General features: G+C 71.9%; 28 protein-coding genes and 1 other RNA gene. 19 read left to right on the forward strand and 10 right to left on the reverse strand.

Going from position 1 to position 25,835, the window contains the following annotated elements:
- Positions 1-16 precede the first annotated feature (16 nt).
- Complete coding sequence (locus BFV98_RS27040) at positions 17-259, forward strand: DUF3311 domain-containing protein (protein WP_013287785.1); 243 nt, start codon at positions 17-19, stop codon at positions 257-259.
- Positions 259-1,911, forward strand: coding sequence for a monocarboxylate uptake permease MctP (mctP, locus tag BFV98_RS27045; RefSeq protein WP_013287784.1), 1,653 nt, complete (start codon positions 259-261; stop codon positions 1,909-1,911). Before BFV98_RS27040 ends, mctP begins: the two co-directional genes overlap by 1 nt.
- A 55-nt stretch (positions 1,912-1,966) precedes the next feature.
- Here the strand turns inward: mctP and BFV98_RS27050 are convergent, their stop codons facing one another.
- Positions 1,967-2,434 carry a MarR family winged helix-turn-helix transcriptional regulator gene (locus BFV98_RS27050; protein ID WP_013287783.1) on the reverse strand — a complete coding sequence of 156 codons (468 nt, stop codon included), beginning with the start codon at positions 2,432-2,434 and terminating at the stop codon, positions 1,967-1,969.
- A gap of 56 nt (positions 2,435-2,490) precedes the next feature.
- Here BFV98_RS27050 and BFV98_RS27055 point away from each other — a divergent pair, with 56 nt between their 5' ends.
- Positions 2,491-3,714 carry an MFS transporter gene (locus BFV98_RS27055; RefSeq protein WP_030273141.1) on the forward strand — a complete coding sequence of 408 codons (1,224 nt, stop codon included), beginning with the start codon at positions 2,491-2,493 and terminating at the stop codon, positions 3,712-3,714.
- A 24-nt stretch (positions 3,715-3,738) separates the two neighbouring features.
- Here BFV98_RS27055 and BFV98_RS27060 read toward each other — a convergent pair whose 3' ends face one another.
- Positions 3,739-4,500, reverse strand: coding sequence for a sulfite exporter TauE/SafE family protein (locus tag BFV98_RS27060; protein WP_071098213.1), 762 nt, complete (start codon positions 4,498-4,500; stop codon positions 3,739-3,741).
- 214 nt (positions 4,501-4,714) lie between these two features.
- Here BFV98_RS27060 and rnpB point away from each other — a divergent pair.
- Positions 4,715-5,123: RNase P RNA component class A (rnpB, locus tag BFV98_RS27065), an RNA gene on the forward strand.
- A 203-nt stretch (positions 5,124-5,326) separates the two neighbouring features.
- On the opposite strand, the gene BFV98_RS27070 is transcribed toward rnpB, so the two are convergent.
- Positions 5,327-5,668 (reverse strand): hypothetical protein, encoded by a 342-nt coding sequence (locus BFV98_RS27070; RefSeq protein ID WP_071099014.1) that lies wholly within the window; start codon positions 5,666-5,668, stop codon positions 5,327-5,329.
- A 459-nt stretch (positions 5,669-6,127) separates the two neighbouring features.
- On the opposite strand from BFV98_RS27070, the gene BFV98_RS32030 reads away from it, so the two are divergent.
- Positions 6,128-6,793, forward strand: a complete 666-nt coding sequence (locus BFV98_RS32030; protein ID WP_255368260.1) for an HNH endonuclease — start codon at positions 6,128-6,130, stop codon at positions 6,791-6,793.
- A 296-nt stretch (positions 6,794-7,089) separates the two neighbouring features.
- Here BFV98_RS32030 and BFV98_RS27080 read toward each other — a convergent pair whose 3' ends face one another.
- A complete protein-coding gene (locus tag BFV98_RS27080; protein ID WP_071098215.1) occupies positions 7,090-7,437 on the reverse strand; it encodes a hypothetical protein in 348 nt (115 codons plus the stop codon).
- A 179-nt stretch (positions 7,438-7,616) separates the two neighbouring features.
- Between BFV98_RS27080 and BFV98_RS27085 the strand changes: the two genes are divergently transcribed.
- The 4 genes from BFV98_RS27085 to BFV98_RS27100 all read left to right on the forward strand — a co-directional run bounded on the left by BFV98_RS27085 (position 7,617) and on the right by BFV98_RS27100 (position 10,082).
- Positions 7,617-7,955, forward strand: a complete 339-nt coding sequence (locus tag BFV98_RS27085) for an immunity 51 family protein (RefSeq protein ID WP_030273135.1) — start codon at positions 7,617-7,619, stop codon at positions 7,953-7,955.
- Between the two features lie 45 nt (positions 7,956-8,000).
- Positions 8,001-8,483 carry a DUF6331 family protein gene (locus tag BFV98_RS27090; RefSeq protein WP_255368261.1) on the forward strand — a complete coding sequence of 161 codons (483 nt, stop codon included), beginning with the start codon at positions 8,001-8,003 and terminating at the stop codon, positions 8,481-8,483.
- Positions 8,484-8,551: 68 nt separating this feature from the next.
- Complete coding sequence (locus BFV98_RS27095; protein ID WP_071098217.1) at positions 8,552-8,947, forward strand: VOC family protein; 396 nt, start codon at positions 8,552-8,554, stop codon at positions 8,945-8,947.
- Between the two features lie 178 nt (positions 8,948-9,125).
- On the forward strand, positions 9,126-10,082 hold the full coding sequence (locus BFV98_RS27100) for a threonine/serine dehydratase (RefSeq protein WP_013287774.1): 957 nt from the start codon (positions 9,126-9,128) through the stop codon (positions 10,080-10,082).
- Positions 10,083-10,284: 202 nt separating this feature from the next.
- Here BFV98_RS27100 and BFV98_RS27105 read toward each other — a convergent pair whose 3' ends face one another.
- Positions 10,285-10,770: a roadblock/LC7 domain-containing protein gene (locus BFV98_RS27105; protein WP_013287773.1), complete on the reverse strand. Its 486-nt coding sequence runs from the start codon at positions 10,768-10,770 to the stop codon at positions 10,285-10,287.
- Positions 10,767-11,138 (reverse strand): hypothetical protein, encoded by a 372-nt coding sequence (locus tag BFV98_RS27110; protein ID WP_013287772.1) that lies wholly within the window; start codon positions 11,136-11,138, stop codon positions 10,767-10,769. Before BFV98_RS27110 ends, BFV98_RS27105 begins: the two co-directional genes overlap by 4 nt.
- Positions 11,139-11,376: 238 nt before the next feature.
- Here BFV98_RS27110 and BFV98_RS27115 point away from each other — a divergent pair, with 238 nt between their 5' ends.
- Positions 11,377-11,703 carry a PadR family transcriptional regulator gene (locus BFV98_RS27115; protein ID WP_013287771.1) on the forward strand — a complete coding sequence of 109 codons (327 nt, stop codon included), beginning with the start codon at positions 11,377-11,379 and terminating at the stop codon, positions 11,701-11,703.
- Positions 11,697-12,662, forward strand: coding sequence for a hypothetical protein (locus BFV98_RS27120; protein ID WP_255368262.1), 966 nt, complete (start codon positions 11,697-11,699; stop codon positions 12,660-12,662). Before BFV98_RS27115 ends, BFV98_RS27120 begins: the two co-directional genes overlap by 7 nt.
- A gap of 17 nt (positions 12,663-12,679) precedes the next feature.
- Here the strand turns inward: BFV98_RS27120 and BFV98_RS27125 are convergent, their stop codons facing one another.
- Together BFV98_RS27125 and BFV98_RS27130 are read right to left on the reverse strand one after the other, a co-directional pair.
- A complete protein-coding gene (locus tag BFV98_RS27125) occupies positions 12,680-12,976 on the reverse strand; it encodes a hypothetical protein (protein ID WP_071098218.1) in 297 nt (98 codons plus the stop codon).
- On the reverse strand, positions 12,973-13,347 hold the full coding sequence (locus tag BFV98_RS27130) for a hypothetical protein (protein WP_071098220.1): 375 nt from the start codon (positions 13,345-13,347) through the stop codon (positions 12,973-12,975). The genes BFV98_RS27125 and BFV98_RS27130 overlap by 4 nt, the downstream gene beginning before the upstream one ends.
- Before the next feature lie 143 nt (positions 13,348-13,490).
- On the opposite strand from BFV98_RS27130, the gene BFV98_RS27135 reads away from it, so the two are divergent.
- The 4 genes from BFV98_RS27135 (at position 13,491) to npdG (ending at position 16,785) form a co-directional block, all read left to right on the forward strand.
- Entirely contained in the window at positions 13,491-13,694 is a 204-nt protein-coding gene (locus BFV98_RS27135; RefSeq protein ID WP_255368263.1) for a hypothetical protein, read from the forward strand.
- Between the two features lie 77 nt (positions 13,695-13,771).
- Positions 13,772-14,521, forward strand: coding sequence for a histone (locus tag BFV98_RS27140; protein WP_255368264.1), 750 nt, complete (start codon positions 13,772-13,774; stop codon positions 14,519-14,521).
- A gap of 62 nt (positions 14,522-14,583) precedes the next feature.
- Positions 14,584-16,020: an RNB domain-containing ribonuclease gene (locus BFV98_RS27145; protein WP_071098223.1), complete on the forward strand. Its 1,437-nt coding sequence runs from the start codon at positions 14,584-14,586 to the stop codon at positions 16,018-16,020.
- Between the two features lie 66 nt (positions 16,021-16,086).
- The gene (gene npdG / locus BFV98_RS27150) at positions 16,087-16,785 is read left to right on the forward strand and encodes an NADPH-dependent F420 reductase (protein WP_013287766.1); all 699 of its coding nucleotides are present in this window, start codon (positions 16,087-16,089) and stop codon (positions 16,783-16,785) included.
- Between the two features lie 86 nt (positions 16,786-16,871).
- Here npdG and panB read toward each other — a convergent pair whose 3' ends face one another.
- Both panB and BFV98_RS27160 read right to left on the reverse strand, forming a co-directional pair.
- A complete protein-coding gene (gene panB, locus BFV98_RS27155; RefSeq protein ID WP_013287765.1) occupies positions 16,872-17,717 on the reverse strand; it encodes a 3-methyl-2-oxobutanoate hydroxymethyltransferase in 846 nt (281 codons plus the stop codon).
- Between the two features lie 120 nt (positions 17,718-17,837).
- Positions 17,838-19,598, reverse strand: coding sequence for an NAD+ synthase (locus tag BFV98_RS27160; RefSeq protein ID WP_071098225.1), 1,761 nt, complete (start codon positions 19,596-19,598; stop codon positions 17,838-17,840).
- A 204-nt stretch (positions 19,599-19,802) separates the two neighbouring features.
- Here BFV98_RS27160 and glnA point away from each other — a divergent pair, with 204 nt between their 5' ends.
- The 4 genes from glnA to BFV98_RS27180 all read left to right on the forward strand — a co-directional run bounded on the left by glnA (position 19,803) and on the right by BFV98_RS27180 (position 25,799).
- On the forward strand, positions 19,803-21,152 hold the full coding sequence (glnA, locus tag BFV98_RS27165; RefSeq protein WP_013475676.1) for a type I glutamate--ammonia ligase: 1,350 nt from the start codon (positions 19,803-19,805) through the stop codon (positions 21,150-21,152).
- Positions 21,153-21,232: 80 nt separating this feature from the next.
- The gene (locus tag BFV98_RS27170; RefSeq protein ID WP_071098227.1) at positions 21,233-21,658 is read left to right on the forward strand and encodes a DUF350 domain-containing protein; all 426 of its coding nucleotides are present in this window, start codon (positions 21,233-21,235) and stop codon (positions 21,656-21,658) included.
- Between the two features lie 32 nt (positions 21,659-21,690).
- Positions 21,691-22,383 carry a YafY family protein gene (locus BFV98_RS27175; protein ID WP_071098229.1) on the forward strand — a complete coding sequence of 231 codons (693 nt, stop codon included), beginning with the start codon at positions 21,691-21,693 and terminating at the stop codon, positions 22,381-22,383.
- A gap of 68 nt (positions 22,384-22,451) precedes the next feature.
- Positions 22,452-25,799 (forward strand): NACHT domain-containing NTPase, encoded by a 3,348-nt coding sequence (locus BFV98_RS27180; RefSeq protein WP_071098231.1) that lies wholly within the window; start codon positions 22,452-22,454, stop codon positions 25,797-25,799.
- Positions 25,800-25,835 lie beyond the last annotated feature (36 nt).

Here is a 25,835-nt window from a genome sequence, read left to right on the forward strand (position 1 = left end):
CCCGGAGGGGTGTCACATGTCCGCACCGGAACCGGAGGCGCTCGACACGGCGCGATCCAGGGCGAAGGACAAGAGTCCCTGGAACTGGTTGCTCTTCATCCCGATCGTGGTGCCGCTGATCCCGGCACTGTTCAACGCCGACTCGCCCCGGCTGTTCGGCTTCCCGCGTTTCTACTGGTTGCAACTGGTCTGGATCCTGCTCGGCGTCGGCACCACCACGCTGGTCTACCAGATGACCAAGAAGCGGGGTGACCGCTGATGTGGCGGGACCACCTCACCGAGATCATCGTCTTCACGCTGCTGTTCCTGCTGGTCAGCGCCATGGGTTTCGTGGCTGCACGGTGGCGCAGACCGACGGACATGGCCCACCTGGACGAGTGGGGACTGGGCGGGCGCAGCTTCGGCGGCTGGATCACCTGGTTCCTTGTCGGCGGTGACCTCTACACCGCGTACACGTTCGTGGCGGTCCCGGCGCTGATCTTCGGGGCCGGCGCGGCGGGCTTCTTCGCGGTGCCGTACACGATCGTCATCTACCCGCTGGTGTTCCTGGTGCTGTGCCGGCTCTGGTCGGTCTCGCACCGGCACGGATTCGTCACCCCCGCCGACTTCGTCCGCAACCGGTTCGGCTCGCCGATCCTGGCGCTGCTGGTGGCGATCACCGGCATTGTCGCCACGATGCCGTACATCGCGCTGCAACTGGTCGGCATCGAGGCGGTGCTCAAGACCATGGGCGTCACCGGGGACAGCGCGCTGGCCCGGCACCTGCCGATCATCATCGCGTTCGCCATCCTGGCCGCGTACACGTACCAGTCCGGGCTGCGCGCCCCGGCGCTGATCGCGTTCGTCAAGGACTCGCTGATCTACATCGTGATCCTGGTCGCGGTGATCTGGCTGCCGTACAAGCTCGGCGGCTGGGGCGCCATCTTCGACGCGGCAGACGCGAAGTTCCAGGCGTCACCCGCGCCCGGCGACGGCATCCTGCTCAACCAGAACAACCAGATCCAGTACGTGACGCTGGCGTTCGGCTCGGCGCTGGCGCTGTTCCTCTACCCGCACAGCATCACCGGTGTGCTGGCCAGCCGGAACCGCGACGTGATCAAGCGGAACATGTCCGCGCTGCCCGCGTACAGCCTGCTGCTGGGGTTGATCGCGCTGCTCGGCTACATGGCCATCGCGGCGAACGTGAAGCCGTTGCCCGGCGCGAAGGAGGGTACGACCGACGGCAACACTGTGGTGCCGCTGCTGTTCGACCAGCAGTTCCCGGACTGGTTCGCCGGGGTGGCGTACGCCGCAATCGGCATCGGCGCGCTGGTGCCGGCGGCGATCATGTCGATCGCGGCGGCGAACCTGTTCACCCGCAACATCTACAAGGAGTACCTGAAGCGGGACGCCACCCCGGCGCAGGAGGCGAACGTCTCGAAGATCACCTCGCTGGTGGTGAAGGTCGGCGCGGTGGCCTGCATCGTCTTCCTCGACCCGCAGTTCTCCATCGACCTCCAGCTCATCGGCGGCGTGATCATCCTCCAGACGCTGCCCGCGGTGGCGCTGGGCCTCTACACCCGCTGGTTCCACAGGGGCGCGCTGATCGCGGGCTGGGCGGCCGGCATGGGCCTGGGCATGTGGATGCTCTACCAGATCGGCAACCCGGCGACCGGGAAGAAGCACTTCGCCGGATCGGCGTTCCCGCTGGAGAAGTTCGGTTTCGACACGCCGAAGACCATCTACGTCGGCATCGTTGCGGTGCTGGTGAACCTGGTGGTGGCCGCGCTGCTCACGCTGGTGCTGCGCGCCGCCAGGGTGGCCGACGGGCCGGACGGCACCACGCCGGACGACTACTTCGCCGACGAGGGCGACCCGCGCGTGACGGCGACCGCCGATCGCGGAGACTCCGCGCGGGAGCCGGTGGCGTGAAAGGAAGGGCCCCTTATTAACGCATTCTGCATAATAAGGGGCCCTTCCTAATACCTCAGCGGCGGCGGTTGCGCGCGTCGAGCGCCTCGTTGAGGCGGTGCAACATGTCCGCCAGTGTCTCCCGGTCCGCCTCGGGCCAGGCGGCGAGGATGTCGCCGTACAACCGGGTGCGGGCCGCCCGGACGGCGGCCATCCGCTGAAGCCCGGCCGCCGTCGCGGAGATCACCGTGCCGCGCCCGTCGGCCGGGTCGGGGGTACGCGAGATCAGCCCGTCGCGCTGGAGCGCGGAGACCTGCCGCGTGACGGTGGAGCCGTCCAGGTTCAGCCGCGCGGCGAGCGCCGAGACGTTCTGCGGGCCGGCCGCGTCCAGGTGCCGCAGGATCACGTACGCGGCGCGGTCCAGCAGCCGGTGCTCCATCGTGCCGGTGCCCCGGCGGGTGGCCTCACCCAGGCGCATCAGCAACGCGACCTCGGTTTCGATCCGGCCGAGGGTGACCTCGGGCGCGTGGACGTCGTCACTCATAGCTGTATGATACAAGAAAAATACCTGTACGATACAGCTATATGGGAGGTTGCGGAGTGGATCGCCGATCCGAGCCCAACCGCAGTGCCATCTACGCCACCACGCTCGTGGCGTTCCTCGCGATCGCCGGCATCGCCGTGGTCGACCCGATCCTGCCCGCCATCGGCGAGGCGATCGGCGTCACCGCCTGGCAGGTCGAGCTGCTCTTCACCGCGTACATCGCGGTCATGGCCGTCGGCATGATCCCGGCGACGCTCGCCAGCGGGCGGTTCGGTTTCAAGCCGGTGCTCGTCACCGGCGTCTCGGTCGTCGGCCTGGCCGCCATCGGAGCCTCGTTCAGCAACGACATCGTGCAGCTCTCCGTGCTGCGCGGCGTCTGGGGCCTGGGCAACGCGATGTTCTTCGCCACCGCCATGGTCGTGCTGGTCAACCTCGCGAACGACAGGGAATGGGTGGTCGGCCTGTTCGAGACCGCCCTCGGGCTCGGCTTCGCGGTCGGCCCGCTGATCGGCGGCCTGCTCGGCGAGGTGAGCTGGCGGCTGCCGTTCTTCGTCTGCGGCGTGTTCATGGTGCTGGCGCTCGGCGTCGCCGCCCGCAAGCTGCGCGAACCGGTGAACAAGCAACAGCCGGTACGCCTCGGCCAGATCTTCGCCACCTACCGCAAGCCCGCGTTCGTGACGCTGTGCGTGGTCACCGCCGCGTACAACTTCGTCTTCTTCGTCGTGCTCGGCTACACGCCGCTGTTCCTGCGCCTCGACGTCATCCCGCTGGGCCTGGCGTTCACCGGCTGGGGTCTCGGCCTGGCGGCCGGCATCCTGCTGATCGGGCACCGGCTGGCCCACCGCATCGGCGCGGTGCAGACAGTCGGCGTCGCACTGCTCGGCCTGCTGGTCTGCATGGTCCTGTTCGCCACCTCCACCGGCACCGCCATGTCGCTCGTCGTCCTCGTCGTCGCCGGCCTGTTCATGGGCCTCGCCAACGCCAACCTGACCGACCTGGCGCTCGGGCTCGGCTCCGCCGACCGGCGCGTCGCCACCGGCGCGTTCAACCTGGTCCGCTGGGGCGCCGCCGCGCCCGCGCCGATCATCTCCGGCAAACTGGCCGAACACGGCCTCGCGCTGCCGTTCTGGGTCGGCTTCGGGGTGCTCGCCGCCGGCGTGCTCGCGTACCTCGCGTTCGGGCACCTGATGGCGGCCGGCTACGGCGAACGGGTCATCTGGAACCGGGCCGCCCGCCGCGCCGAGCACGCACCGGAGGAGCCGGTGGGGGAGGCCTACTGACGGGTCCGGTCTTGCCGGGTGGCGTCAGGCCAGCGCCCGCCACAGCAGGTAGAACCCGATGGCGGTGCCGAACACCACGATCACCGTCTTCAACACCACCTGCGGAAGCCGGCGGGCCAGCCGCGCGCCCGCGTACCCGCCGAACAGGGTGGCCGGCGCGACCACCGCGACGGCCGCCCAGTTCACCGGGCCGAACAGGGCGAACACCACGAGCGTGGTCAGCCCCACCACTGCCGAGAGCAGGTTCTTCATCGCCGACACCCGGGCCAGCGTCGCGTCCAGCACCAGCGCCAACCCGGCCACCAGCATCACCCCGAGGGCCGCGCCGAAGTAGCCTCCGTACACAGTGCCGAGCGCGACCATGGTCTGGACCGTGACGGTACGGCGGCGCGCGCCCAACCGTTCCGGATGGCCGACCAGCCGGCGCAGCGGACCCTGGAACGCGAGTACGGCGGTAGCGCCCAGCACGAGGAACGGCACCACCAGCTCGAACGCGCGCGCCGGAGTCGCCAGCAGCAGCGCGCACCCGGCGATCGTACCGAGGACGGCGGTGGGCAGCAGCGACCACAGCTCCCGCCCGCGCGGCAGGTCCACCCGGCTGCCCGCCACGCTCGCCACGTACCCCGGGAAGACCGACACCGAGTTCGAGACGTTCGCCGCCACCGGCGGCAGGCCGGTGGCGATCATCGCCGGGAACGTGATCAGCGAGCCACCACCGGCCACCGCGTTCACAGTGCCCGCGGCGAGACCGGCGGCGAGCAGGAGCGCGGCGTCGGAGAGATCCATGGTCCCCCGAGGCTAGTCGGTCGGGGCGGCGAGCGCGCACCGCGCCAGTTCGGACGCGCACCGCGCCAGTTCGGGCGCGCATCGCGCCAGTTCGGGGAAGTGGCGGTATCCCGGGCCGGTTGATGCCGCCACCTCCCCGAACTGGTGGACGAGATGGTGGGGCGGGGTGGAAATGGGCGCGGCGGGTGCGTCGTTAGGATGAGGGCGCGACGGACGAGTCGACCGGGCGGTCGCGTCGACGGGCTCCGGCCCGTCGCCGAGGAACGTCCGGACTCCACAGGGCAGGGTGGTTGCTAACGGCAACCCGGGGTGACCCGCGGGACAGTGCCACAGAAAACAGACCGCCGGCCCGTAACGGGACGGTAAGGGTGAAACGGTGGGGTAAGAGCCCACCAGCACCCCGGGTGACCGGGGTGGCTCGGTAAACCCCACCCGGAGCAAGGCCAAGAAAGGGCCGTCACCGCAAGATGACGACCCGCGCAGACGCTTGAGGGCTGCCCGCCCGATGTCTGCGGGTAGGCCGCTGGAGCCTGCCGGCAACGGCAGGCCGAGATGGATGGCCGCCGCCGGTGCGCCTATGGGCGTGCCGGTCACAGAATCCGGCGTACAGGTCGACTCGTCCGTCGCCCACCAGCTCAGAGCCGTGATCATGGCTCTGAGCTGGCCGTTTATCCGGTGCTGTTGGTTGACCTTGGTCATCGTTGGGTGGCGTTTGACGGCCTGGCCACGGCCTGAGACGGCCTGGAGACGGCCTGAGTGCTGGCTCAGTAAGCCTCGTGCTGGCTTGGCCGCTGCGGCAACGCGCGGGAGCAATCCGCCATAGCCATCACTTCAACTCGTGCCACTCTCCTGCCCGACGAGCATCACCCGTGCGGACGAACTCCTCGACAACCTGCCAGGCGCGTTCGAGATTGAGAACAAAGTCCGCGGTGAAGTCGACCAGGCCGTCGAGCACCACCACTGCCGCATCTGCGTCCGCAGGCTCATCGGCGGCCAGGAGGGACACGGCGTCCTCGTCCGTCATCAGATGGACGACCGCCGCAGAACCCGCGAACCCGAGCGTCAGCACAGGGAACGCGGCGCTGCCCCGTACTTCGAGGTAGCCGCGCCCCTGGGCACGCAGCTCGTCGAACCGCTCGGTGAGGCTGGCGAAGTCCGACCGTTCCACCGGAGCGAACTTCCCTGACGTCGGAGACGTGGCGCTCCACGACATGGGCACCCGGCAACCTCCTCGACGACCACGAGGGTACGGCTGCGGAGCGCGATCGGTGACCCGGTGATCCGGTGGCAAGCCAGTCCTGGGGTTGGACTGGCGCGGCAGGCGGAAGCCCCGGCCACCCGCGCAGAGTGGCCCCGCAGGCTTCCGTCACGGCCTGGCTTGCAACTGGCTGCTACTCCCGGTTGAGGGCGGTCTCCCGGCGGCTGTCGGTGGCTCACCGCCCCGGCGCCGTAGGCGGCCGGGGCGGCTTGCCGCCGGCCGGGCTTGCCGCCCCCGCACCGCGCGCAGCGCGGTGCCTTGATGTTCGCGTCCTCTACGGACTCACGCGAAACCTCGCGGGTCTGGGGCTCGATTGGGCTCAGGTTGTCGTAGGTCGGCTCTACAGTACGTCCTGCTGTTCGTCTCTCCATGGAGCTGACTCTTCAGGATGGGGTTGAGTTGATGGGGTACAGCCGTCGCGATATGCCAACTCCCTACGGCATCGTGGAGTACTGGAGGAGCAGGTATGAGCAGGTCTTTCCGCACCTAAGGGCCTGGTCTATCGGCTGGGGCGAGCCGTTCTGCTTCAGATGCGGCTGGCTGGCCCCGGTAGATGACACGCAGGCCACTCTTGCTGCTGTCTGGAACTCGGCTAGTGGCTGGCTTGATAGAGCACACTTGCAGGACTTGGCCCTCGGTGGCTCAAACAGGCCAGAAAACCTTGTCCTGCTATGCCGACAATGTCACGACATCATGGACCCCTGCGAGAGTAGGGAAGAGGCGCTTGCGTATGTGAATGACGGGATTCCCGCTGATGGTTGGTGGCAGTTGCATACCGACACCATTTTCGGACCCCGGGCGAACCTTAGCGTGACCTATAAGACCAAGCTCATGCGAGATGTCTATATCCGGTGGGTTGAGTATAAGCGAGTGATCGAGGCCGCAAGGCACGGCGATCCGCAAGCGATCAAGCGCGTTGAGAAGATCTTGGAGCGGGTCAAGGCCAACGCCGAGTCCGAGGGGCGCGACTTCTCGATCACCATCGACGATCTGCAACGCTCCAGTCCTGCGGGCGATGGGTTCAGCGCTCTCTGACGGCCTGGCGGCGGCCTGCAGCAGCCTTCGTGAGGCTCCGCTCCTGGTTGGAGGGGGTGCGGTGATCTTAGTCCGGCGTACAGGTCGACTCGTCCGTCGCCCACCCAGCTCAGAGCTCTGATCAAGATTCTGAGCTGCTTCTAGTACGCGTCGACGGTCGTCGTTGGTCAGCAAGCTCTCGCGGTGCCGACGTCGCCCGTCGTCCCGGCGGTGCTGCCTCCGCGCGGCGTCGTCCAGCCAAACCGGCCGCACGTCGTCGGGATCCTCCGATGGCCGCCGTCTGTACCGGTCACCCACTATCGGAATTCGTGGATGACCTCGATCGAATCGACGATGTGCGCGTTGAACTCGTCGAGTTCGTCGGCTGCAACCCACAGCATCGGAGCGGCGGATCCGCCGAAGGGCCGTGTCGAGTAGCGGCCCAGGAAACCTGTCTCGACGTGGAAGCGGGCCACGTAGCGCACGGGTCCGAACAGGTTCCAGTTCTGCGCAGCCCTGACCGCGAAAGCCTCGTCGAGCATCGGGAAGAAGTGAGTTTGCTCCGGCGAGAGTGGCGGCCACCTGCGCCCCCCTGCCTCGCGGACGAGGTCGAGTTCCTGCTGTCCCAGGGGGCGCCACAGCACTGTGGTTACGTCGCTGCTCACGTCGCCCCCGCTGCCTTGATCGTGATACCGGACAGTCCCGCCGGAGCGAACATCGCAGCACCTCGTGCCTGTTCAGTGTGAGATTTGCAGATGACCGTGCCGCTTGGAGGAGCGGAACTGAGCGTGCGACGGAGACTTCGGATCTTGCCACGAGCACCGACCACTGTCAGGCTTCGAAGATGACCTTGCTCAGACTGATCGAGACCACTCCCGGACAGTATTCGCTGCTGCTGGATGCCGGGACCACTCCAGTCGACAGTGTGATCGGGGAGCTTGGTCACGAGCCCAACGGGTACTTCTGGGCAGGCGTCGCGGAGGTTCTTGTCAGCACCGAGGCCCCGACGCTCGAAGGTCGATTCGCCTATGACCCTGAGGCCGGCATGTTCTGCGCCTACGGCACCGATCGAGGCGCGCTGCAAGAGCTGGAGGCCTTGATGAAGGCGGTAGCCACTGGCGGCGAACGTATGCGGCGGCTGGTCAACGACGCCGAAGCGCGCGGGTTCGAGTTCGACGACTGACAGCTGAAGCGGGCGGTTGACGAGGGAGACGTAGCGCTCCACGCGGTGTCCACCGGCAACCTCCTCGACGATCGCGACGCTCTGGCTCCGGAGTGGTCGCCGAATTCGCAGGAGTGCCAGGCGGTCGTGGCGCTAGCATCGGCCACCCGTCACTGTCGCGGCGGGCTCAGGGGAGGAGAGGCGATGGCGGACGTATCGGTCGATGTGCCGTCGCCCCTGCGTACGTGCATCGCCTTCTGCGAGGTCGAGTGCGTTGTCGGATGCTGCGGGATCGATGCCGTCTCCACGGACCCCGACCTGATCGAGGAATGGTGTCGCCAGGTGGGCTCGGCCGCGGTGATCGAGGCTCGGCTTCAACTCATCGAGCTGATCGAGGTGGTCGAGGACCGCTCCCGTTGCGTCGCGTCGGACGTCCTGAACCACCGCACGCATGACGAGGCCGCGCGGCGTGAGTTGCTGGACTTCCTGGCCGCGCTCGACGCCGGACTGGCTGCCGGGGATGCGTCCGTGAGCGGTGCTGACACCTAGGGAGCCGGTGGCCGGTCCGGGAACGGCTGGGTAGCCCGGGGGCCATCAGGACTTGCGATGATCCGGTGATGACCTCCTACGTGTCCCACACCACCGTGGACTGTGCCGACGCCTACGCCCTGTCCCGCTGGTGGGAAGCCGTCCTCGACTACCGGGAGGACCCGGACGATCCGAACGAGCCGGGCCACGAGGAGTGCATGATCTACTCGCGGGACGGGCGGCACCGCCTGCTCTTCATCGAGGTACCGGACGCCAAGCAGGTCAAGAACCGCATCCACCTCGACCTGCGCCCGGTCGAGGGCACGCGCGACGAGGAGTTGGCCCGGCTGACCGGCCTGGGCGCGGCGGTGGTGGCCGACCGGCGTGAGCCTGACGGCACCGGCTGGGTGGTGCTCGCCGACCCGGAGGGCAACGAGTTCTGCATCCTCCGCAGCGACGCCGAGGTGGCCGCCAGCCGACCGTGACAGGTCCGTCCCCCTCCAGCGATCTTGGAGTTGTGGCGCCCGGAACAGCCCTTCCGCGCAGTTTGCGAGGTGCCACAACTCCAAGATCGACGAGTGCCGGAGCGCGGGGCGGCGGAGCGGTGGGGCGCCGCGCGTGGGACGGCGCGGGGCACGGGGGCCGGTGTGGGACGCTGCGGGGGTGATCGAGCTTGCGGACATCCAGGCGGCCGCCGACCGGATCGCCGACGTCGTCGTACACACTCCGACCGTGCCCAGCCCGGGACTGACCGAGCTGCTCGGCGTACCGGTCACCGCCAAGCTGGAGCTGCTGCAACGTACCGGCTCGTTCAAGGCCCGTGGTGCGGCGGCCAAGCTGCTCGCGCTCGACGACGCGGAGCGGGCGGCCGGGGTGGTAGCGGTCAGCGGTGGCAACCACGGCATCGCGGTCGCGGTGATGGCCGGCGCGCTCGGGGTGGCGGCGACAGTGGTCATGCCCCGGACGGCGCCCGCCCGCGCGGTCGAGGTGGCCCGCGCCGCGGGGGCGGACGTGCGCCTGACCGAGGACATGGCCGGCGCGTTCGCGCTGATGAACCGGCTGCGGGACGAGGGCGTCACGCTGCTGCACCCGTTCGACGACCCGATTGTGCTGGCCGGGCAGGGCACTGTCGGGCTGGAGTTCGCCGACGACGCCGGTGAGCTGACCGACGTGCTGGTCAGCATCGGCGGTGGCGCGCTGATCTCGGGCGTGGCGGCGGCGCTGCGGGCGCGGCGACCGGGGGTACGGATCTGGGGCGTCGAGACCGAGGGCGCGCAGGCGATGTCGCAGGCGCTGGCGAAGGGCGGCCCAGTCGAGGTGCCGCTGTCGTCGATCGTCACCACGCTCAGCGCGCCGAGCGTCTCGCAGCTCACCTATGACCATGTGACCGCGCTGGTCAGCGACGTCCTCGTGGTCTCCGACGCCGAGGCGGTGCGGGGCACGCTGGAGCTGGCCGAGCACGCCAAGGTGTGGGCCGAGCCCGCCGCCGGGTGCCTGCTGCCTGCCGCCCGCCGGGTGGTCGAGCGGGTGGGCGCCGACGCCCGGATCGGCCTGGTGGTCTGCGGCGGCAACGCCACGGTGGCCGACGTGACCGCGTGGGCCGGCCGCTTCGGCCTCTGACCCGCCGCGCCGCGACCGCCGCGACCGCCGCGACCGCCGCGACCGCCGCGCCAAGCGCGCGACCGCGCCGCGCGACCGCCGCGACCGCCGCGCCAAGCGCGCGACCGCGCCGCGCGACCGCCGCGCCACACGAACGACAGAACCCGGGGGTACGCCGGCCGCCTCCGGTCCGGACGGGTGGGATCGGGACGACCGGCGTACGTCAGGACGTGGCCGGGCTGACGCCGTCGAGCAGTTCGGCGAGCCGGGCCGCGGTGGTCGGGGCGTGCAGGTGCAGCCGCGCCACGTTGATGCTGTCCGTGCCGACCACGGCGAGCAGCGCCTCTCCGTTGATCGCGTACACGCTGAGGTAGCCGCCCGCGTTGCGCACCGTGGACTGCTGGAAGTCGCCCTGTCCGAGCCGGAACCCGACCTGGCGGCCGAGTCCGTACGTGGTGGCGGCGAGCGCGGCCAGGTCGTCCGGGTCGGCGCCGTTCTGCAGGTTGTGCGTGACGAGCAGGCCGTCGACGCCGCCGAGGACGCAGCCGTGCACGCCGGGGATCTGCAACCGCAGCGCGGAGAGTTCCTGGGCGATGGCCGGGTACGGCAGTGCCGGGTTGCCGGCCAGCGACTGTGGAAGCGCCCGTGGTGGCGGCAGGGTGCCGGCTTGGGCGCGCGTACGGCGGGGGAGGTCGTCCACCCGGCTCACAGTTCCAGGCTCTCCTCGATCGTGCGCAGTTGGTGCCGCGCCATCGCGAGGTTGGCCCGGCTCTTGCTCACCATCAGGTAGAGGAACAGGCCCTTGCCGGTGCGGTTGCTCAGCGGGCGGATCAGGTGGTACTGGCTGCCGAGCGTGATCAGGATGTCCTCGATCTCGTCGTCGAGCTTGAGCATCTCGATGGTGCGCAGCTTGGCGCGTACGACGTCCGTGTTGCCGGCGGCGGCGACCGTCAGGTCGATCTCGCCGGTGCCGCCGGCGACGCCGAGGGTCATGCCACTTGTGTAGTCGACGAGCGCGGCCCCGATCGCGCCGTCGATGTTCATCGCGTTCTTCAGCGCGATGTCAAGGTTGCCCACGATTTTCTCTCCCCAGCTCGGGTCGCTGTCCGCTGGAAGCGCGACAGCGGATTCGTCCGTCGAGGCTCGCATATGGAGTCGTGCGATGCACCCGGGCCACCGGTGATCCACCTGAGCGGGCCCTGCCGGACCGGCCACCGGTTCCGCCGAAGGGGACACACCGTCCCATTGTCGATCACCGTTCGTCCTGCTACCTCGGGTGCACCCGCCCTATGTAGAGTTCCGATAGAGTGCCGCTGTGCGACTGACCATCCCGGTGGCGAAGGTGCTCTCGGCGCTGCTCGCCGAGCCCGAGGCGCCGCGTTACGGCCTCGACCTGATGCGGCTCACCGGCCTGCCCAGCGGGACGCTCTACCCGGTGCTGCACCGTCTCCAGGCGGCGGGCTGGCTCGCCGCCGACTGGGAGGACGTCGACCCGGTGACCGCCGGCCGCCCGGCCCGCCGCTACTACCGCCTCACCGGCGAGGGCATCCGGTCGGCCCGGCTGGCGCTGGCCGAGCTGCGTGCCCTCGTACCCTCCGAACGTGCCGGCGGCGCGGACCCGGCCGGGGCGCCGGCGTGGTGACCCGGCGGGTGGCGGCGCTGCTGCTGCGGGTCGCGGTACGCCGGTGGCCGGCGGAGCTGCGTGCCGGCCTGGCCCGGGAGTGGGCCGCCGAGCTGCACGAGCTGGCCCGCACCGGCCGCCGCTGGGGGATGCTCCGGTTCGCCGCGAGCCTGGCGGCGCGCCGGGCGGCCACGCCACTGACCGGCCGGGCCGGGTCGCGGCAGCTGGGGCGTACCGCAGGGGTGTTGCTGCTCGCGCCGCCGGCCTGCGTCGCGGTGCTCGTGCTCGCCGGCGCGGTGATGGCCCTGACCCACGGGTGGCTGGAGATGCGCGTGCCGTGGGCCGCAGCCGCGCAGCTGCCGACCTGGTCGGCGCTCACCGCGCTGCTCGGCACGGCGCTCGCGCTCGGAGTCACCCGGGCCGCACGCCGGACCGTACGCGTGGGGGCGCTGCCCACCGCGCTCGGCGTGGTGCTGCCGATCGCCGCGACGGTGACCGCGACGCTCGCGCTGCTCGCCGCGCGAGGTGAGAGCCGGGTGTGGGAGACGGTGCCCGGGCTGCTGCTCTGGCTGGCGCTGCTGACGGCGGCGCTCTGGACCGCCGGGGCGCTGGCCCGCCGGGGCCGGGTCCGGCTCGCGTGGTCGGCCGGGCTGCTCGGCGCGCTTGTGGCGGCCGACGCGGCGGTGGTGCTCGCGGTGGTCACCTCGATCCCGGCCACCGCGCCGGTGGCGGACGGCCTGCCGCCGGACGCGGTGGACCGGATCTCCGCGCCGCTCTGGCTGTTCACCTGCTGGACCGACTCGTCGTTCGGGCTGCCCCGGCCGACCGGGTGGGAACGGTTCCTCATCACCGACCGGGTGCTCGTCGAGCCGATGTTCCATCTGGCCTGCACGCCCTACGCCCTCGCGTACGCGATCGCGGCGGCCCGCCCGGCGCCCGCCGCCGTACCCGGTCCGGAGCCCGTCCCGGCACCCGCCTGAGCGTCAGGCGTTCCAGCTCAGCGCCCGGCCGGCCCGCTCGTAGTGCCCGGCCAGCTCGGCGTCGATCCGCGCGGCGCGCGTCCCGTCTCCACCCGCCAGGTGCCCGGCCCGTGGCCGCCGCGTACCGCGTTGCGTACCGCCGTGGCCACCGAGCCGGTCCGCAGCAGCGTGTCCAGCAGCCGCGACAGCGCCCAGGACGCCAGGTGCCCCAGCCACTCGCCGACCATCACCAGCAGCCCGCCGCCGTCGGACCCGCCCCGGGGCCGGAACAGGTCGGCGGCGTTGCCGAGCATGGTCAGCGCCGGCTGGGTCACCGGCCCACGGCGGACGTCGCCGTTGACGAAGTGGCCCAGCTCGTGGCCGAGCAGCGCGACCCGCGCCGGCCCGTCCAGGGCGCCCCACAGCGGCAGCCCGAGGCCGAGCACACGCCGCCGGCGCAGCCCACCGACGTCGCGTACGCGTTGATGCCGCCGTCGACGCCGATCACGTGCGGCGTCGGTGCGCCCACCGCCGTGGCCACCTCCCGGACCAGGGCGTGCAGCTCGGGCGCCTCGCGTTCGGTGAGCACGTCCAGGTCCCGGTCGAGCCGGCCGAAACGCGGCCGCAGCGCCACCGCGAGCGCGATGAGCGCCACGCCGCCGACCACGGCGAGGTTCGGGAAGGGGTACGCGAACAGCAGCCACACCCCGTTCGGACGAGGGCGGGCATGTCCGGGGTCTTCCGCCGTTCCCCGCCGCAACCGCCCCGACCAGGTCTAATGTGGAGAAGGACGTGACTATTTGTGCCGTTCCGGTGGCGGCCGGGCGGTTCCCGGTGCACAGTGATCGCATGAGCGACGACGGAAGTGGTGGGCACTACTACTGGTGCACGCGACACCACCGGGTCGAGACCGATGCCGACGTGTGCCCCGCCAAGCACGTTCTCGGACCGTACGCCTCAGCCGCCGACGCGGACAACGCCCTGCAGACAGTGCGGGAGCGTAACGACGCGTGGGACGCCGAGGACGCCCGTTGGGCCGGGGAGGGCTGCTAGACGGCGCGGGAGGGCCCGCGTCGAGGTGATCCGTGCTCCGCGAGGGCGAGAGCACGTCCCCAGGAAAGGGAACCGAGATGGCCGAAGCACAGCAGGCCACCCGCCCGGCCGCGAAACGGACGACCGCGAAGAGGACCGCCGCGGGCAGGACGACGACGGTCACCAAGGCGTCGCCGAACGCCTCGGGCGCCGGCGCCGGACGGACACCGGCGAAGAAGGCGGCGGCCAAGAAGGCGGCCGCCAGGAAGGTCGTGTCGGCGGCTCGTAAGGCGCCGGCCACCAAGGCCACCACAAGCAGGACGACGGCGAAGAAGGCCGCCGCTCGTACGGCGCCGGCCGGCCGGGCCACCGCCAAGACCGCGCCTGCGAAGAAGACCACGGCGAAGAAGGCGACCGCGACGAAGACCACAGCGGCCAAGAAGACGGCGGCGAAGAAGACCACAGCGGCCCGGAAGACCACGACGCCCCGGACCACCACGACGCCCCGGACCACCGCGACCGCGAAGAAGGCGCCGGCCCGCAAGACGACGGCGGCGAAGAAGACGACGACGGCGGCCAAGAAGACCACCGGCGCGCGGAAGGTCACCTCGGCGGCGAAGAAGACGACCGCCGCCAAGAAGACCACAGCGGCGAAGAAGACCACAGCCTCGACGCGTCCCACGGCGCGCAAGGCGGCGGCGAAGAAGGCGCCCGCCCGCAAGACCACCACCGCGCGCAAGACCACCACGACGGCGAAGAAGACCACCGCCGCGAAGAAGGCGCCGGCCCGCAAGAGCACCGCAGCCAAGAGCACCACCGCACGTAAGGCGCCGGCCCGCCGCGCCTGACGCCGCGGACACCGCTCCCTCCCGGGGAGCGGAACGTGCGGGGCACTGTCAGGATTGACCGCGTGGTGATCCGACGCGTACTGGCGCCCCGTATCGACTTCGGCGCGCTGCGCCGCGAGCTGGGACTGCCCGAGGGCTTCCCGGCCGCGGCGCAGCGCGAGGCCGACCTGGCGGCCGCCGCGCCGCCGCCCGCAGTCGCCGACCGGACCGACATCCCGTTCGTCACCGTCGACCCGGCGACCTCGCGCGACCTCGACCAGGCCATGCACCTCACCCGCCGTCCCGGCGGCGGCTACCGCGTCCGGTACGCGATCGCGGACGTCCTGACCCACGTACGCCTCGGCGGTGACCTGGAGGCCGAGACGTGGCGCCGCGGGCAGACGGTCTACCTGCCCGACGGCAACGTGCCGCTGCACCCGCACACGCTCAGCGAGGGGGCGGCCAGCCTGCTGCCCGACGCCGACCGGGCCGCCGTGCTCTGGACCGTCGACCTGGACGCCGACGGCGGCACCGCCGCGGTCACGCTGGAGCGGGCGCTGGTGCGCAGCCGGGCCAAGCTCGACTACGGCGGCGTGCAGCGCGACGCCGACGCCGGACGGCTGCCCGAGCCGATCGCCCTGCTGCCCGAGATCGGGGCGCTGCTCACCGCGCGGGGCCTGAGCCGGGGCGCGATCAACCTGCCGCTGCCCGAGCAGGACGTCGAGCCCGACGGCGACGGGTGGCGGCTGGTGCTGCGCGGCCCCGGCCCGATGGAGGAGCACAACGCGCAGATCTCGCTGCTGACCGGGATGGCCGCGGCCGACATCATGCTGGCCGGCCGGATCGGGCTGCTGCGCACCATGCCGCGCCCCCGCCCGGAGGCGGTCGAACGGCTGCGGCTCGCCGCCGGCCCGCTCGGCGTGCCCTGGCCGGACGGCACACCCGTGGGTCAGGTGCTCGACGGGCTGGACACCTCCCACCCCCGGGTGGCCGCCTTCGTCGACCAGGCCGCCGAGCTGATGCGCGGCGCCGCGTACACCTCGTTCGACGGTGACCTGCCCGAGCAGCCCGAGCACGGCGGGGTGGCGGCCGCGTACGCGCACGTCACGGCGCCGCTGCGCCGCCTCGCCGACCGCTACGCCACCGAGGTCTGCCTGGCGCTGCACGAGGGCCGCGAGGTGCCCGAGCAGGTACGGGCCGCGCTGCCGAAACTGCCCGAGGTGATGGCCGCGACCGACCGCACAGCGGGCGCCGCCACCCGCGGCGCTGTGGAACTGGCCGAGGCGGTGCTGCTCGCGCACCGGGTGGGGGAGACGTTCGAGGCGGCGGTGCTCGACGTGGACGAACCGCGTCCGGCGGGTAACGGCCGCCCCGGCCGTCCGCCCGGCGGCACGATCGCGCTCGACGAGCCGCCGGTGCGCGCCCGCTGCGCCGGTGAGCTGCCGCTGGGCGAACGCGTCCGGGTACGCCTCACCGCCGCCGACCCGGCCCAGCGCCGGGTGGCCTTCGAACGGGCGTGACCAGCGCGGCGATTGTCACAGCATCGGGATGCACCGCTCGCGGCCCCGCTTTGCGAGGATGAGCGCATGGCTTACGACGCGACCACGCTGCCCGACGTCTCCGGGCTGACCGTCGGCATCATCGGTGGCACCGGCGACCAGGGACGGGGTCTCGCCTACCGGTTCGCCCGGGCCGGGCAGACCGTGCTGATCGGCTCCCGCACCGCCGAGCGGGCCACCCAGGCCGCCGCCGAGATCGCCGCCCTGCCGTACGTACCGGAGGGTGCCGTCGTCTCCGGCGGCGACAACGAGGACGTCGCCCGGCGCAGCGACGTGGTGATCGTGGCGGTGCCGTGGGACGGGCACGCGGCCACAGTCGCCGCGCTCGCCGGACCGCTGGCCGGCAAGATCGTGGTGGACTGCGTCAACCCGCTCGGCTTCGACAAGCAGGGCCCGTACGCGCTCACCGTCGCCGAGGGCAGCGCCGTTCAGCAGGCCGCCGCACTGCTGCCCGAGTCCCGGGTCTGCGCCGCGTTCAACCACGTCAGCGCGCCGCTGCTGGCCGACCCGGAGATCGACCGGATCGACCTGGACGTGCTGATCTGCACCGAGGACCGGGAACTGGTGGGCGTGGTCGGCGCGCTGGCCGCGCGGATCCCCGGCATGCGGGGCATCTACGCCGGGCGGCTGCGCAACGCCCACCAGATCGAGGCGTTCACCGCGAACCTGATCGCGATCAACAAGCGCTACAAGGCGCACGCCGGCATCCGGGTCACCGACCTCTGACGCGTCGCGCCGCCGTCGCGGCGGCGCGTGTTAAAAAGGGGCCCCTTCTCTACGCCAGGCGTTAAGAAGGGGCCCTTCCTTACACCTCAGAAGGTGTGCTCGGCCGCGGGGAACTCGCCGCCGCGCACCTCGTCGGCGAACCGGCGGGTGGCGTCGGTCAGCGCGCCCGCCAGGTCGGCGTACCGCTTCACGAAGCGCGGCGCCCGGCCGGTCCGCAACCCGGCCATGTCCTGCCAGACCAGCACCTGCCCGTCGGTGTCCGGGCCGGCCCCGATGCCGACGGTGGGGATGGGCAGCTCGGCGGTGACCCGCTTGGCCACCTCACCCGGCACCATCTCCAGCACCACCGCGAACGCGCCCGCCTCGGCCACCGCCCGCGCGTCGGCGAGCACCTCCTCGGCGGCCTCGCCCCGGCCCTGCACCCGGTAGCCGCCGAGCGTGTGCTCGCTCTGCGGGGTGAAGCCGATGTGCGCCATCACCGGGATGCCGGCGCCCGTGATCGCCTCGATCTGGGCGGCGCAGCGTCGCCCGCCCTCCAGCTTCACCGCGTGGCAGCCGCCCTCCTTCATGAACCGCACCGCGGTGCGCAGCGCCTGCGCCGGTCCCTCCTCGTACGAGCCGAACGGCAGGTCACCGACGATCAGCGAGTGCTTCGTGGCCCGTACCACGGCACGCACCAGCGGCAGCAGCTCCTCGGCGGTCACCGGCAGCGTGGTCTCGTAGCCGAAGACGTTGTTCGCCGCCGAGTCGCCGACCAGCAGCACCGGGATCCCCGCCTGGTCGAAGATCGAGGCCGTGTACTGGTCGTACGAGGTCAGCATCGCCCACCGCTCGCCGCGCTCCTTGGCGGCGATCAGGTCGCGGGTGCGTACCCGCCGGGTGGCCGGCCCGCCGTAGAGGGCGGCCACCTCGGCCGGGGTGGACTCCACCATGACAATCTCCTTCCTCGAGGCCGCGCACGCGGTCCCCGGGTTCCCCGCGATCGTCGCACCGGGCGGCGGGCCGCGGGCAGGTCGGAGTGGAGGATGTCACTCCCCGGCCCGGGGGAGCGGTCAGCCGTCCTCGCGCCACCGGTTGGTGATCGGCAGCCGCCGGTCCCGCCCGAACGCCTTCATGGAGATCTTGGTGCCGGGCGCGGACTGCCGTCGCTTGTACTCGGCGGTATCCACCATCCGCAGCACCTTGTCCACCACGGCCGGGTCGTGGCCGGACTCGACCAGGCCGTCACGGCCCAGGTCGCCGTCGACGTAGCCGATCAGGATCGGGTCGAGCACGTCGTAGTCGGGCAGCGTGTCGCTGTCGAGCTGGCCGGGGCTCAGCTCGGCCGACGGCGGCTTGCCGATCGAGTTCTCCGGGATCGGCGGCGTCTGCCCGCGCCGCACCGCGTCCGTGTTGCGCCACTTCGCCAGCCGCCACACGAGCGTCTTCCAGACGTCCTTGACCGGGTTGTATCCGCCCACCGAGTCGCCGTAGAGCGTCGAGTAGCCCACCGCCAGCTCGCTCTTGTTGCCGGTGGTGAGCACCAGGTGGCCCTCCTGGTTCGACAGCGCCATCAGGATCACGCCGCGTACCCGGGCCTGGAGGTTCTCCACCGCCACTCCGGACAGCGACATGTTCGCCAGGAACGTGTCCACCATCGGCTGGATCGGCTCGACCCGGTAGTCCAGGCCGGTGCGCTTCGCCAGGTCCTCGGCATCGGTGCGGGAGTGCTCGGAGGAGTGCTGGCTGGGCATCGAGACTCCGACGACCCGCTCCGGGCCCACCGCGTCCACCGCGATGGCCGCCGCCACCGCCGAGTCGATGCCGCCGGACAGGCCCAGCACCACCGAGGGGAAGCGGTTCTTGTCGATGTAGTCGCGCAGGCCCAGCACCAGCGCGTGCCACACCTCGGCCTCGTCGGCGACCGGCTCGATGATCCCGCCGTCCGCAGCCGGACCGGACGGCGCGGCCGGGATCGCCGGGATCTCGTGGCGGGCCACCCGCATCCCGTCGGCCGGCGCGACGGTCCCGCCGGGCGCCCCGGTCGCCGCCGGCAGCTCCAGGTCGTGCACCAGCAGGTGCTCGACGAACTGCGGCGCCCGGGTCAGCAGCATGCCGTCCGCGGCGACGACCATCGAGTCGCCGTCGTAGACCAGCTCGTCCTGGCCGCCGACCATGTTCACGTACGCGATGGCGGCCCCGGCCTCGGCGGCGCGCCGGCGCACCAGCGGCAGTCGCGCGTCGTCCTTGTTCAGTTCGTACGGCGAGCCGTTGATGCTCAGCACCAGCCCGACGCCCGCCTCCCGGGCCACCGCGAACGGCCCGCCGGCCTGCCACAGGTCCTCGCAGATGGTCAGCGCCACGTCCACCCCGCCGACGCGCACCACTGTCAGCGTGTCACCGGGCACGAAGTAGCGGTCCTCGTCGAAGACGCCGTAGTTGGGCAGATGGTGCTTGAAGTAGGTGGCCACCACCTCGCCCCGGTGCAGCACCGCTGCCGCGTTGCGGGCGCCCCGGCCCGGTTCCGCGTCCGAGCTGACCTGGGGAGGGCCGTCCGCGTCCAGGTAGCCGACCAGGACCGGCAGGTCACCGAGGCCGTCGGCGGCCAGGTCGGCGGCGAGCCGGTGCAGCGCGGCGCGGGACGCGGCCACGAACGAGCGGCGGAACACCAGATCCTCGACCGGGTAACCGGTGAGCATCAGCTCGGGGAACAGGACGAGCTGGGCGCCGGCGTCGGCGGCCTGACGGGTCCACGAGCGGACCAGGCCGGCGTTTCCGGCGAGGTCGCCTACCGTCGGGTTGACCTGGCACAGGGCGAGACGCAGGGTGGGCATGCGTTTATCTTCCCCCAGCCGTCCGGGCCGAATCCGACAGGTCGCGGGAGACCGGGGCGGCGCAGCGCGCGTCCCGCCCGTCCGGACACGGCGGGACGGCCGGCCGGGGAAGGCGTAACGTCGGCGTAACGAGCCCGGTGGAGACTGGGCGGTCAGGCCGGGCCGGCCCGACCGGTGCGGACGTACGTGTCACGAGGGGTGGAAGTGGACCGTCAGCAGGAGTTCGTCCTCCGCACGCTGGAAGAGCGGGACATCCGTTTCGTCCGGCTGTGGTTCACCGATGTGCTCGGCACGCTCAAGAGCGTCTCGGTGGCCCCGGCGGAGCTGGAGGCGGCCTTCGAGGAGGGCATCGGCTTCGACGGCTCAGCGATCGAGGGCTTCGCCCGGGTGTTCGAGTCGGACATGGTGGCCATGCCGGACCCGACCACGTTCCAGGTCTTCCCGTTCGAGGGCGGGGTCAGCGGCGAGAGCGCCCGGATGTTCTGCGACATCATGCTGCCCGACGGCAGCCCTTCCTGGGCCGACCCGCGGCACGTGCTGCGCCGGATGCTCTCCCGGGCGGCCGACAAGGGCTTCACCTTCTACACCCACCCGGAGATCGAGTTCTTCCTGCTGGAGAACGGTCCGCAGGACGGCTCGGTGCCCACCCCGGTGGACACCGGCGGCTACTTCGAGCACACCACGCACGCCGTCGCGCGGGACTTCCGCCGCCAGGCCGTGCTGGCGCTGGAGCGGATCGGCATCTCGGTGGAGTACAGCCACCACGAGGTCGCCCCGGGCCAGCAGGAGATCGACCTGCGCTACGCCGACGCGCTCACCACCGCCGACAACATCATGACGTTCCGGCACGTGGTGAAGGAGGTCGCGCTCTCCACCGGCGTGCAGGCCAGCTTCATGCCGAAGCCGTTCACCGACCAGCCGGGCAGCGGCATGCACACGCACCTGTCGCTGTTCGAGGGGGAGCGCAACGCGTTCCACGACGCCGGCGACCCGATGAAGCTCTCCAAGGTCGCGAAGTCGTTCATCGCCGGGCTGCTCACCCACGCCCGGGAGTACACCGCCGTCACCAACCAGTGGGTCAACTCGTACAAGCGGCTGTTCCCGCAGGCGCTGCCGGACCGGATCACCGAGAGCCCCGCGTACGTCTGCTGGGGTCACCTGAACCGGTCCGCGCTGGTGCGGGTGCCCGCGTACGGCAAGCCGAACTCGGCCCGGGTCGAGGTCCGCTCGCTGGACTCCGCGACCAACCCCTACCTGGCGTTCGCGGTGATGCTCGGCGCCGGCCTCAAGGGCATCGAGGAGGGCTACGAGCTGCCCCCGGGCGCCGAGGACGACGTCTGGTCGCTGAGCAGCGCCGAGCGCCGCGCCATGGGGTACGAGGCGCTGCCGGAGAACCTGGCCGAGGCGATCGACGTGATGGCCGGTTCGGAGCTGGTGGCCGAGGTGCTCGGCGAGCACGTCTTCGACTTCTTCCTGCGCAACAAGCGCTCCGAGTGGGAGCAGTACCGCCGCGAGGTCACCCCGTACGAGCGGCAGCGCTACCTCTCGCTCTAGATCACGCTGGCGCGGTGCCGCTATCGTCTGCGGCACCGCCCCGGCACCACCGCCGGGCGGCGTGAGCCGGGGAGGCGTTGGTGCTGGGAGATCTGCTCGACGGGGCGTGGCAGAGCATCGTGTTCGGGATGGTCGGGGTCGCCCTGATGGCAGCCGGATTCCTGCTCGTCGACCTGCTCACCCCGGGCAAGCTGCGGGAGCTGATCTGGGTGCGCCGCAACGGCAACGCCGCGCTGCTGCTCGCCGCCAACCAGCTCGGCATCGCCGGCATCGTCTTCACCGCCGTGCTGACCAGCTACAGCTCGTTCGCCAAGGGGCTCGCGTCCACTGTGGTGTTCGGGCTGGTCGGCCTGCTGGTGATGGCGCTGGCGTTCCTGGTGCTGGACCTGCTCACCCCGGGCAAGCTGGGCGACGTCATCGCCGCCGACGAGCCGCACCCGGCGGCCCGGGTCAGCGCCGCCACCCACTTCGGCGCCGCGCTGATCGTCTGCGCCTGCATCGCCTGAGGGGTGTCGTACCCCCGGGTTAGCGTCCGGGGGTGAACCGCACCGACCGCCTCTACGCCCTGGTCGAGGAGCTGCGGGCGGTCTCGCCGCGCCCGCGCAGCGCGACCTGGCTGGCCCGCCGCTTCGAGGTGAGCACCCGCACCGTCGAGCGCGACATCTCCGCGTTGCAGGGCGCCGGGGTGCCGATCTGGGCCGAGCCGGGCCGCACCGGCGGCTACGTGGTCGACCGGGCGCGCACGTTGCCGCCGGTCAACCTGACACCGGCCGAGGCGGTGGCGATGGCCGTCGCGCTGCACCGGCTCGGCGGCTCACCGTTCGCCCCGGCGGCCGGCGCCGCGCTGCGCAAGCTGGTCGCGGTGATGCCGCCGGCCGCGGTGGCCGAGGCGCACCGGCTCGCCGGCCGGGTGCACCTGGTCGGCGACGGGCCGGGCACACCCGTCCCGGCCGCCGTCGCCGACGCGGTCGCCGCCGGGCGGGTGCTGCGCCTGCGGTACGCCGACCGCGGCGGTGCCGATTCGGCGCGCGACGTGGAGCCGCTGGCCTACCTGGGCAACTCGGTGCACTGGTACCTGGTCGCCTGGTGCCGGCTGCGCGACGGTGTGCGCTGCTTCCGCACCGACCGGATCCGCTCGGTGCACCCGCGCGCCGAGCCGGTGACCCGGGAGTGGCGTCCCGGCGACCTCGACGTGCCGGTCGACCGGGTGCGCCCGCTCACCCTGGTCTGAAACCCGACAGCGCGGGTCGCCTGCCTCGGCGATCCTGGTGGGTCTGCCGTCCCTGGGGAGGAACGCCGGTGCCCGACACGCTCAGCTATGCCGACGCCGTGCGCCTGCTCGGTGGCGAGAAGAGCAGGGTCGTCGACTGGTTCGACAAGCTGACCGGGGGCGCCTTGCTGGTCGCGTCGGTGCCGGTGCCGGCGCTGCTCGGCATCTTCGACGCCAAGGCGGAGTTCGTCCGGCTCGGCCACGAGCTGGTGCGCACGGCGTCCGAGAAGCGCTCCGGGCTGTCCCGGTACGGGCGGACGCAGCGGCTGGAGGCGGCGCACGCGGTGATCGCGGTGACCGCGTTCTTCGAGGCGCTCCGCGAGATCGACCTCCCGTTCGATGTCGAGGAGCTTCGCGTCACCGCGGCGGAGCAGGTGACGCTGGCCGGGGCCGGGCCGGTGCTGCCCGACGACGACGTCGACGACCACCTCTTCGCCATCCCCGTGCCGCTGCCCGGCCCGCACCTGCCGTATCCCGCGCTCCGTGAGGCGCTCGTCCGCTACTACGACGGGTTGCTCCGGCCGCTGGTCTACTTCCTGGACGGGCTCGCCGGCTTGGGCGACGTCGACGGGAGCCTCCCGGTCCGCCGGGCGCTGCTGCGGCTGCCTTCGGTCGCCGCCGACCGGCACCGGGACCTGCTCACCCGACTCGCCGCCGACTTCCCGGAGGTGTCGCTCTGGCTCGACCTGCACGAGCACGAGGCGACCCGGGCGGAGGTGCGTCGGCTGTCGCTCGGACTGGCCGACCTGCGGCAGTCCCTGGCCGAGCTGTCCATCGGCCGTGCCCCGGACCCGCGCCGGGCCGCGCTCGCCGCCGCGTACGCCGCCGAGCTGCGTCGGCCGGTGATCTCCTCCGGTGACGTGCCCGCGGGGTTGACCGTGCCGACCCTCGGCGAGGCGTACGTGCCGCCGCTGTGCCGGATCGCCGAGTTGGGCTCGCTCGCGCGTCCCGGCGACGAGACCTGGTGGGCCGGACAGCCGGTGCGGGTCGATCTCTGGCAGTCCCTGGTGGTCCATCTCACCGGGCCCGGCGGGACCCGGGCGCCGCTGCTGGTCCTCGGGCAGCCCGGATCGGGTAAGTCGGTGCTCACCCGGGCCCTCGCCGCCCAGCTACCGGCGGCGGACTTCCTCGTGGTCCGGGTGGTGCTCCGCGAGGTGTACGCGGCCGGCGACCTGCAGGACCAGATCGAGCAGGCGATCCGCAACGACACCGGGGAGCGTCTCGAGTGGCCGGCGCTGGCCCGTTCGGCGGGGGACGCGCTGCCGGTCGTGCTGCTGGACGGCTTCGACGAGTTGCTCCAGGCCACCGGCGTCAGCCAGAGCGACTACCTGGAGCGGGTGGTGGCCTTCCAGCGTCGCGAAGCGGCCCAGGGACGGCCGGTGGCGGTGCTGGTGACCAGCCGCACCAGCGTGGCCGACCGGGCGCAGGCGCCGCCCGGCACCGTGGCGGTGCGGCTGGAACCGTTCGACGAGCCACGCGTGGAGGCCTGGGTGCGTTCCTGGAACCGGGTCAACGCGGCCGCGTTCCGGGTCCCGGGTGCGCGCCCGCTCGATCCGGCCATCGTGCTGTCCCACCGGGAACTGGCCGAACAGCCGCTGCTGCTGATGATGCTCGCCCTCTACGACGCCGAGGGACGCGACCTGCGTCAGGCCGGGGAGTTGCGCCGTGGCGAGTTGTACGAGCGGCTGCTGCGGCGTTTCGCCCGGCGGGAGGTGAGCAAGCACCGCGCGGGCCTGCCCGGGCCGGACCTGGAGCGGGCTGTGGAGGCGGAGCTGCGCCGGCTCGCCGTGGTGGCGTTCGCGATGTTCAACCGGGGCACCCAGTGGGTCACCGCCGAGGAGTTGGGCGCCGACCTGGCGACGTTGCCCATCGCCGGCGCGGCGGAGGTCCGGCCGGACGGGCTGCGCGTCTCGTTACCGGCCGCCGAGCTGGTGCTGGGCCGGTTCTTCTTCGTCCACCGGGCACAGGTCGCCGCCGAGCAGCGGCGCCGCGAGACGTACGAGTTCCTGCACGCGACGTTCGGTGAGTTCCTGGTCGCGCGGCTCACCGCTGAGGTGGTGGCCGACCTGGTGACCCGGGAGTCCGCCGCCAGCCTGTCCTGGGGCGGCGGACCCGCCACCGACGACCTGTTGCACGCGTTGCTGTCGCACGCGGTGCTGACCAGCCGGGCCACCGTCCTCGGCTTCCTCGTCGAACAGGTGGCGGGGTGGGGTGAGGCACAGCGCGGCACCTCCGTCCACCTGCTGCTGCGGTTGTTCCGGGGTGCGGCGTACGAGGCCGGGCCGCGCCGCTTCGACGGCTACCGGCCCCGACGCCTGCGGGTGGCCGCCCGCCACGCCGCCTACAGCGCGAACCTGCTGCTGCTCGTCCTGTCGGCGGCGGGGGAGGTGACCGGGCACGAGCTGTTCCCGGAGGCGGTGGCCCCGGTGGACGAGTGGCGCGCCCAGGTCGGGCTGTGGCGGTCACAGCTCGCCGCCGACGAGTGGGACAGCCTCGCCGACCTGCTCGCCCTGGAGCGAACGGGTGAGGCGTCGACCCGGGACGTCCGCATCCGGGTGGACGGCCGGCTCGCCGTACCCCCCGAGCCGGACCCGGGTTGGGTGTCCGGGCTGCCGACCGGCGGGCCGGGATCCGGCTACCGGCTCCCGGTGGAGGTGCTGACGCGTCTGCGGCGGGCGGCACACCTGAGCTGCGACCGGGGCGAGACGATGCTGCTGCACGCGCTGGAACCGATGATCGACCAGTTGCACACCGCGCTCACGGCCTACCAGACTCCGGCGGGCGGCCCGGCTTTCTCGGCCGCCCGGGCGTTGCTCACCGCATGGCTGTTGCCGTTACGACCGACGAGTCAGCGGCAGCGCCGGGACGTGTACCTGCGCTGCGTGCGGCTGACGGATGAGGTGGCGGATCTGGTCGCGTCCTGGGACCGGGCGGCCTTCCTGCGCCTCCTGTTGGACCGGCTCGCCCTGGACCACGAGGCTTCCGCGGAGGTGGTCGCGGATGTGCTGTCGGCCTGCCGGATCTCCCTGGTCACGGACACGGGGGTCTGCGTCGCGCTACTGAAGTGCGTCGAGCGGGCGATGGGGGCCGACGGGGCGGCGGACCGCAGGTTCGCTGCGGTGGTGGGTGACGTGATCGCCGCCCAGGTCGTCTCGCCCGACCCACTCCATCCGGCGACGATCGAAGCGGTGATCCGCCTGCGCGAACGAGGCTTCGTGCCGGAGGTGCCCGTGACGTTGCCCGGATTCGTCGCGCGCCACCAGGGTGACCGGCTCGACCGGGCACGGCGGCTGGATCTGCTGGTGGGGGAGCGGGCCGAGCTGGCGGAGAAACACCGACAGGACGCTGTCGGGGACACCCGCGAGGCTGGTTCCTGACGACGTCGGCCGACCGGCCGGCGCGGTGAGGAGGCA

This window comes from Micromonospora sp. WMMB235 (assembly GCF_001855515.1).
Taxonomy (GTDB): Bacteria; Actinomycetota; Actinomycetes; order Mycobacteriales; family Micromonosporaceae; genus Micromonospora; species Micromonospora aurantiaca.